Here is a 7,992-nt window from a genome sequence, read left to right on the forward strand (position 1 = left end):
AAACTGGCGGCCGCCGAACACCGCAAGGCCGACGCCGAGGCGGCCGCCCCGGAGCTGCGGAACAAAGCCATGCGGCTGGAACAACACCGCAAAGCCGAGGTGCTCGGTGGCCAGCTGCAGGCCGTGGACAGCGCCCGGGCCGCGGAGGAACGGGCTGGCTTGGCCGCTGAGGCGGCGGCCGCTGAGCTGCGGGCAGCGGCGCTGAGCGACCCCGAGCTCGCCGCGCTCCCGGACCTGTTGCCGGGCACCCCGCCGGGCGCAGGGGCCGCGCTTCCGGGCCGCGGTGCGCCGCTTGACGGATCCGTGCTCCGGAACGGGCTCGCCCGGCTGCGCTCGCTCCAGGCCGTACTGGAAGAACGGCTGCCGGACGAGGAACGGCTTGCTGCCCTGCTCACCCGCGGGACCGAATTGCAGCGCAGCCTGGACGGGCTGCACTCGGCAAGCCGCTCCGGAGCCGCCGTCCTGGCGACCCTGCGCGCAGAATCGGCGGCGCTCCTTGCCGCCCTGGCCCCGCTCGAGGAGCTTGCCGCGGAGCTCCAGCTGCGGACCAAGGAGGCCGCCGCCGCGGACGAGCTGGTCGGCATCGTTCGCAGGCACACCTCGGCCGCGGAAGGCTGTGCGCGCATCGCCGAGCGGCACCGCCACGCCCGCGACCAGCACCAGGACCGCCGGCAGCGCTGGCTTGACCTGAGGGAGGAGCGGCTGGCCAATGCCGCCGCGGAACTCGCGGCCCAACTGCTTCAAGACCAGCCGTGCCCGGTCTGCGGCAGCCCCGAGCATCCCGCCCCCGCTCCGGCTGCGGCGTCCGCCCTGGCCATCGCCGAGGCCGAAAAGACCGCCCAGGATGCTGCCGAAGCCGCAGAGACCGTGCTCTCGGCGTTGGAACGCGAGCTCGGCGAAGCCCAGCAAGACCTCGCCGTGCTGGCCGCGCAGGGCGGCGACACCGACCCCGGCGTTGCCAGCGCCGACGCAGCGCTGGCGAAGACGCGGGCCGCCGAAGCCGCCCGCGCCGCCACCGACCTGGCGGCCAACCGAGCTCGGCGGGCCGAGCTGGACCAGGAGATATCGGCTGCTGAACAAGCCCAAACCGTCGCCGCTGCGGGGATCGCCCACGCGGTGTCCGCCCTCGGTGAGGTGCAGCTGCAGGCTACCGGCCTCGAGGGCGCCTTGGCGGGCCTGCGCTCCGGGCACGCGAGCCTGGGGGCGCGCCTTGACGCAGTCCACGGCACGACGGCACTGCTCGAGCGCGCCGATGCGGCCGCCAGCGCCCTCGAACAGGCCCGGGCACGGGCCGCGGAAGCCAGCGCGCAGCTGGATCAGGCCCTGCCTGCCTCCGGATTCGACTCTGCCGCTGCGGCCCGCGCGGTGCTGCTTCCGGCCGCCGACGCGGCCGGTTTGGAAGCGGCGCTCCGCGCCGGGCAGGACGAAGCGGCCCGGCTTGAGGAACTCTTCGCCGGCGAAGAACTCGGCCAGGCCGCCCGTGAGCTGGCCGCTGACGGCCCTGCAGACCCGGGCGTACTCGATCAGCTCCGGACCGACTCCGCCGCGGCCGAACGCAACGCCCGCGAGGCGGTGCTCGCCTCCGGACTCGCCGGGAAATCGGTGCGGACGCTGGGCGGAATTTCCGCCAAGTACGCCGAACAAGCCGACGCCGGCCGGGGTCCCCGGGAACGGGCGGCGCTGTGGACTGCCGTGGCCGACGCGGCACGCGGCGGCGGCGACAACACTTACCGCATGAGCCTGAACAGCTACGTGCTCGCCGCCCGGCTGGAGCAGGTGGCGGCAGCGGCCTCGGAGCGGCTGATCGGCATGAGCGACGGCCGGTACACCCTGCAACACACCGACGCGAAGGCAGCCCGCGGCCAGAAGTCCGGGCTGGGACTGGAGGTGGTGGACCAGTGGACCGGCCAGCGCCGGGATACCGCCACCCTGTCCGGCGGGGAGTCGTTCATGGCCTCGCTTGCCCTGGCCCTGGGCCTCGCCGAMGTAGTGCAGATGGAATCCGGCGGTGTGGACATCGAGACCCTGTTCGTGGATGAGGGCTTCGGCAGCCTCGACGAGCAGTCCCTGGAACAAGTCATGGACGCCCTCGAAGGACTCCGTGACGGCGGCCGGGTGGTGGGTCTGGTCAGCCACGTGGCCGAAATGAAGCAACGGATCACCACTCAATTGCAGGTGGTCAAGGGCCGCAACGGATCCACCCTGCACGYCTCCGATGACGGGCAGGCCTGAGACGGGCCGTTCGGCTGCACGTTCGGCTACAATTGGAGGGTTACCGGGTCGCGCGCATCGGGAGGGGGGACGATGCGCACTATCGAACGAACCCGAAACCATGAATCCTTCTCCGTCGTCCCCGACGTCCCTTGCCGCAGCAGCCCCGGAGCCCGCGCACGCCCCCGAGGCGCCTAGCGGCCGCGGCCGCTTCGCCCGGTTGCCACTGCTGGCCGGCCCGAGCTTTATCCCGCTGGGGCTCTTCGCCCGTCTCCCGTTGGCCATGCTGACCGTCGGCGCGCTGACCCTCGTGACCGCCGTAACCGGATCCTACGCGGTGGGCGGCGCCGCAGCCGGTGCCGTTGGGATCGGCTCGGCCCTCGGCGCCCCCGTACTGGGAGCCCTTGCTGACCGGCTGGGCCAGCGCCCCGTCCTGCTCTTTGCCGCCGTCTTCAATACCGCGGCAGTGACCGCCCTGATCTTCGCCGCGTACCTGGTGCCGGGTGCCCAGGAAGTGTCCGCCGCCGTGCCGGTGCTCGCTGCCGCGTTCGTGGCCGGAACGAGTTGCCCCCAGGTCGGCCCGCTGGCCCGGGTCCGCTGGATGGCGCTGAGCTCCCGCACCGGCGCCGACGGCGGTCAACCCGGCGATCTGGACACCGCCCTGTCCTATGAGAGCACCGCCGACGAACTGACCTTCGTACTGGGTCCCGCGCTGGTGGGAATCCTGGCCAGCCTCATCACGCCGTGGCTGCCGCTGGCCCTGGCCGCCGCGCTCACCCTCACCCTGGTCCCGGCCTTCGCCGTGCACCCGACGCACCGCGCGGTGCCGCGCACCCCGGCGCGGACCGGCGTGAGCGCGGCCGCCGAGCGGCAGCGCCGGAAAGCCCTGACGATGCCGCAGCGCGCGGCCGGCTTCGCCGCCGTCGGGCTGCCGGTCCTGGCCATGGTCTGCATGGGAACCTTCTTCGGCTCGACCCAGACCTCGCTGAGTGCCTTCTCGGCCGGCTTCGCCAGCCCGGAGGTGGCGGGACTGCTGTACGCGGTGATGGGACTGAGCTCCGCCGCCGCGGCGCTGTCGGTGGCGTACTGGCCCCGGCGCTTCGGCATCCCGGCCCGCTGGTTGGCGTGCGCGGCCCTGATGACCGGACTCGCAGCCCTCCTGCTGCTGCCCTCGACCGCGCTGCCGATGATCCTCGTGCTGCTGGTCCTGGGCCTCCCGGTGGGTCCGCTGATGGTCACCGTGTTCGCCATCGGCGGCATCGTGGCCCCGGCCGGGAAACTCGGCACCGTGATGACGGCGCTGGCCAGCGGCCTCGTCGCCGGCACCGCCATCGGCTCGTCCATCGCCGGACAGCTCGCACAAGCTAGCGGCTATTCGGCGGCGTTCCTGGTTCCGGTCTGCGCCGCGTCGGCGCTGTTCCTGCTCGGTGCGGCAGCCGCCGTCGTACTCCGGCGCCGGGCCGGCACCGCTCCCGCAGCCTGACCCAACTGAGTCGCACTAGTTGTCGTTCCCAGCCCTCAAACCGACAACAACTGCGACCCAGTTGGGCCTGGGCACCACCGGGTCCGACCCGCCGGTCGACGCTTTGACGACACATGTGTGGTTTATCACATGTTTCATAGTATGATCTCGAATACCAACTGACCGTTCGATCAGTAATCACGAGGCATCCAGTTTCACTTCGCACCCACCCGGGCAGTACCTCTGCCCCAAGCAATGGAGTTTCAATGACCGCAACTTCAACCGTCGATTCAGAGGCCGGCCCGAGCAGCAAGCATGAGGAACGCAAGGTCCTCGCCGGGACCCTGGTCGGCACCACCATCGAGTGGTACGACTTCTTCATCTTCGCCCAGCTGACAGCAACGCTGCTGTCCCCGCTGTTCCTCGCGCCGCTGAACGACTCCAACCCCGGCCTGGCGCAGATCCTGTCCTTCGCGCTGATCGGCATCAGCTTCCTGTTCCGTCCGCTGGGCGCCATCATCGCCGGGCACCTGGGCGACCGGCTCGGCCGCAAGGCCATGCTGGTCTTCACCCTCGTGATGATGGGGGCCGCCACGGCCCTGATCGGCGTGCTGCCGACCTACGCCCAGATCGGCGTCTGGGCCCCGATCCTGCTCATCACCCTGCGCATCATCCAGGGCTTCTCCGCCGGTGGTGAATGGGGCGGCGCCGCCCTGATGGCCGTCGAGCACGCTCCGATGAGCAAGCGGGGCCTGTTTGGCGCCTACCCGCAGATCGGCGTGCCGGTGGGCATGATCCTCGCCACCGGACTGCTCTACTTCCTCAACACCGGCATGTCCAAGGAGGACTTCGCTGCCTGGGGCTGGCGGATGCCGTTCCTGCTCTCGATTGTGCTGATCGTGGTGGGCTACCTGATCCGCCGCGCTGTGGCCGAAAGCCCGGTCTTCAAGGAGATGCAGGACCGCAAAGAGGAAAGCAAGGCCCCGCTGGGCGAGCTGATCCGCAAGCACAAGAAGGCCGTCCTCTACTCGACGATGATCTTCATCGGCAACAACGCGGCCGGCTACCTGCTGATCGCCTTCTTCATCTCCTACGCCACGAAGACGCTGAAGATGCCCACCCCGCAGATCCTGCTGGCCACCACCCTGGCCTCCTTCGGCTGGCTCATCTTCACCCTGGTCGGGGGCTGGCTGTCGGACAAGATCGGCCGGGTCAAGACTTTCCTGATCGGCTACGCAATCGTCTTCGCCTGGATGATCCCGATGTTCGCCCTGATCGACACCAAAGACATCGTCCTCTACGGCGTGGCGCTGTTCGTCCTGACCGTCGGCCTGGGCCTGTCCTACGGCCCGATGTCCGCCATGTACGCCGAGATGTTCCCGGCGAACGTCCGCTACTCGGGCATCTCGATCGGGTACGCCTTCGGTGCCATCCTCGGCGGCGCCTTCGCGGCCACCATCGCTGAGGCCCTGCTGCAGGGCACGCACTGGACCGGGTCCATCGGCATCTACATCATGATCCTCTGCGTCATCTCTGCCGTCGGCGTCGTCCTCGCCAAGGAGACCCGAGGCCTCCCGTTGGGCCTCAGCAAGCACTAAGCAACACGGCAACACGGCAACACGGCAACGCGGCACCACAGCAACGCGGGGTCACCTAGCGCTTGTCCGGAAACTCCGGACCGGCGCGAAAGTGACCCCGCGTTTGCTTGTTAACTACGTTGTGCCCTCAGGGAGGGCCTAGACGGCCAGGAAGCTGATGGCGCCCTGTTTGAAGGCCCGGCTGGTGACCGCGTTGGTGTGGTTCCGGCCGGGCAGGACGAGTTGTTCCACCATCGAGCCGGCCTTGGCACCCAGCGTGGCGAGCTCGGGCATGGACGCGGCGCGCTCGTCCTGCTCCCCGGCCACCAGCAGCATCGGCATCGGCGGGACCGCCTCGGCCGGGTCGAACGGCTCGTCCTTGATCGCCTCGACCAGCGAGAGCAGCGCAAAGATGTTGTTGCTCGGCAGCAGTTGCGCCATCTTCAGCAGACCGGCGGTCGACTCGTCCGTGATCGGGGTGCCGTCGGCCAGATAGCGTTGCGCGGCGACCAGGTCGAAGTCCGCCAGCGGGTCCGCCACGTTGGGGCCGCCCAGGACCAGCCGGTGGACCAGTTCGTGCTGGGTGGCACCGAATTCCCAGGCCAGCCGGGCCCCCAGCGAGTAACCGATCACGTCCAGCCCGCTCGCCGGGTCGCCGGCGCGCAGCGGGCGCGCGCCGGAATCGGACGCGATTTGCAGCAGGTCCGCGCGGATCCGGCTGGGGGAGTAGGAGTCCCGGTCCTCCGGCGCGCCGCTGCGGCCATGGCCGGGCAGGTCCACGGTGATGACGCGGCGGCCGGCCTGGGTGAGGGCGGCGATCCAGCCGGTGTCCTCCCAGTTGAGCTTGGCGGAGGACGAGAAACCATGCAACAGCAGCACCGGGCGCAGGCCGGCGTCGTCCGCGGGATCGTGCACCCCGACATACAGCCGGGGATCGGTGCCCTCGACGGTGTGGGAATGCTGTTCGCCGGTATGCCTGCCGCTCATGGTGTCAGTCCTCATCAAGTACGGCGCTCAGGCGGACCCGGCGCTTCGGTGCCTCTTCCTTCGGGACCGTGCCCACGATGCCGGCGGTGTTGTCCGGCACTTCGAACACGATCAACGGCTCGCCGACATTGATTTTGTCGCCGGGGCCGCCGTGGATACGCACTACCTTACCCGCCTGCGGGCTGGGCAATTCGACGGCCGACTTCGTGGTTTCGACTTCCACGAGGGGCTGGTTGCGTTCCACCTGGTCGCCGGGCGAGACGAGCCATTCCAGCACGGTCGCCTCGATCAGGCCCTCGCCGAGGTCCGGCAGCGGGAAGGAAATTTCAGCCACGTTTGTACTCCAATACTCGCTGGATGCCGAAGAGGATCCGGTCAATGTTCGGGATGTATTCGTCTTCCAGGTCGCCCGAGGGATAGGGGACGTCGAAGCCGGTGACGCGCTCCACCGGCGCCTTGAGCGTGTCGAAGCAGCTCTGCGTGATCAGCTGCGCCACCTCGGCGCCCAGTCCGGACGTCAGCGGCGCCTCGTGGACGACGACGGCGCGGCGCGTCTTCCGCACGGAGGCCGCCAGGCCGGCGGCGTCGATCGGCTTGAGCCAACGCAGGTCAAGCACCTCGATGTCGATGCCGTCCTCGGCGGCGAGCTCTGCCACCTGCAGGCAGCGGGCCACCATGGCGCCCCAGGCGACGAGGGTGAGGTGCCTGCCTTCGCGCATGACCTTGCTGCCTTCGGGGGCGCCGCCGGCCGGATCGGCGGAGCCCGGATCGACGTCGCCTTTCTGCCAGTAGCGGGACTTCGGCTCCATGAAGATGACCGGGTCCGGGCGGGTGGCGGCGAACTTGAGCAGGTGGTACGCCTCGTGCGGGTTCGACGGCGACACCACTTTAAGGCCCGGCACGTGGGCGAAAAGCGCCTCGAGGCTCTCACCGTGGTGTTCGGGGGCGCGGATGCCGCCGAAACTGGGCACGCGCAGGGTAATGGGCATCGGCAGAGCGCCGCGGCTGCGGTAGTTCATCCGGGCGATCTGGCAGATGATCTGGTTGATGGCCGGGTAGGCGAAGCCGTCGAACTGGACTTCGGGGATGGGGTGGAACCCTGCCATGGCCAGTCCCACGGACATGCCAAGGATGCCGGATTCCGCCAGCGGGGTGTCGAAGACCCGCTGCGCGCCGTGCTTGGCCTGCAGCCCGTCGGTGATCCGGAAGACACCGCCGAGCCGGCCGCAGTCCTCGCCGAAGATGACAGCCTTGGGGTTGTCGGCGAGCACTTCGTCGAGGGCCCGGTTGAGCGCCTGCTGCATGGACATCACGGTGACGGAGGCGGGGGCGTCCACGCTGGCGCCCTCAAGAATAGAGTTAGACATGTTCGGACTCCTCGCGCCAGTTGGCGGCCTGGGCCTGCAGGGCAGGGGTGGTTTCCTGGAAGACAAGGTCAAACATTTCCGCTCCCGGTCGGGAGCCGAGGGCCTGGATGCCGGCGCGGATGTGTTCCTCTTCGGCCTGGGCGGCGGCGAGGGCCTCGGCGAAGAAGGCCTCGTCCGCGGTCCCGTCCGCCAGCAGCCGCCGCCGGAGGCGCTCCAGCGGATCTTCGCCGGCATCGTCGCGCTCCTCATCGAGCGTGCGGTAGCGGCCGGGGTCATCGGAGGTCGAGTGCGGGCCGCGGCGGTAGGTCATGGCCTCGATCAGCACCGGGCCGTAACCTGCCCGGGCGTGCGCGAAGGCGCGGCGGGTGCCGTCCACGACGGCGACGAC

Annotated in this window: 7 protein-coding genes; 3 read left to right on the top strand and 4 right to left on the bottom strand. The window is 69.8% G+C overall.

The annotated features are described in order from the left end of the window. From AB4Y86_RS07115 to AB4Y86_RS07125, 3 genes are all read left to right on the top strand, one after another. A partial coding sequence (locus AB4Y86_RS07115) for an SbcC/MukB-like Walker B domain-containing protein (protein ID WP_441401371.1) occupies positions 1-2,232 on the top strand: 2,232 nt, incomplete at its 5' end. A gap of 100 nt (positions 2,233-2,332) precedes the next feature. Then, complete coding sequence (locus AB4Y86_RS07120) at positions 2,333-3,694, top strand: MFS transporter (protein WP_441401373.1); 1,362 nt, start codon at positions 2,333-2,335, stop codon at positions 3,692-3,694. A 245-nt stretch (positions 3,695-3,939) separates the two neighbouring features. Continuing rightward, on the top strand, positions 3,940-5,271 hold the full coding sequence (locus AB4Y86_RS07125; RefSeq protein WP_441401375.1) for an MFS transporter: 1,332 nt from the start codon (positions 3,940-3,942) through the stop codon (positions 5,269-5,271). A gap of 138 nt (positions 5,272-5,409) precedes the next feature. Here AB4Y86_RS07125 and AB4Y86_RS07130 read toward each other — a convergent pair whose 3' ends face one another. From AB4Y86_RS07130 to AB4Y86_RS07145, 4 genes are all read right to left on the bottom strand, one after another. Then, entirely contained in the window at positions 5,410-6,237 is an 828-nt protein-coding gene (locus AB4Y86_RS07130) for an alpha/beta fold hydrolase (protein WP_441401377.1), read from the bottom strand. A 4-nt stretch (positions 6,238-6,241) separates the two neighbouring features. Then, positions 6,242-6,571 carry a biotin/lipoyl-containing protein gene (locus AB4Y86_RS07135; protein ID WP_043482513.1) on the bottom strand — a complete coding sequence of 110 codons (330 nt, stop codon included), beginning with the start codon at positions 6,569-6,571 and terminating at the stop codon, positions 6,242-6,244. After that, the gene (locus tag AB4Y86_RS07140) at positions 6,564-7,604 is read right to left on the bottom strand and encodes an alpha-ketoacid dehydrogenase subunit beta (protein ID WP_441401379.1); all 1,041 of its coding nucleotides are present in this window, start codon (positions 7,602-7,604) and stop codon (positions 6,564-6,566) included. Before AB4Y86_RS07140 ends, AB4Y86_RS07135 begins: the two co-directional genes overlap by 8 nt. Then, a partial coding sequence (locus AB4Y86_RS07145) for a thiamine pyrophosphate-dependent enzyme (RefSeq protein WP_441401381.1) occupies positions 7,597-7,992 on the bottom strand: 396 nt, incomplete at its 5' end. The genes AB4Y86_RS07145 and AB4Y86_RS07140, both read right to left, overlap by 8 nt.

Origin of the sequence: Arthrobacter sp. 2YAF22_2, assembly GCF_052114645.1 — a bacterium.
GTDB lineage: Bacteria > Actinomycetota > Actinomycetes > Actinomycetales > Micrococcaceae > Arthrobacter.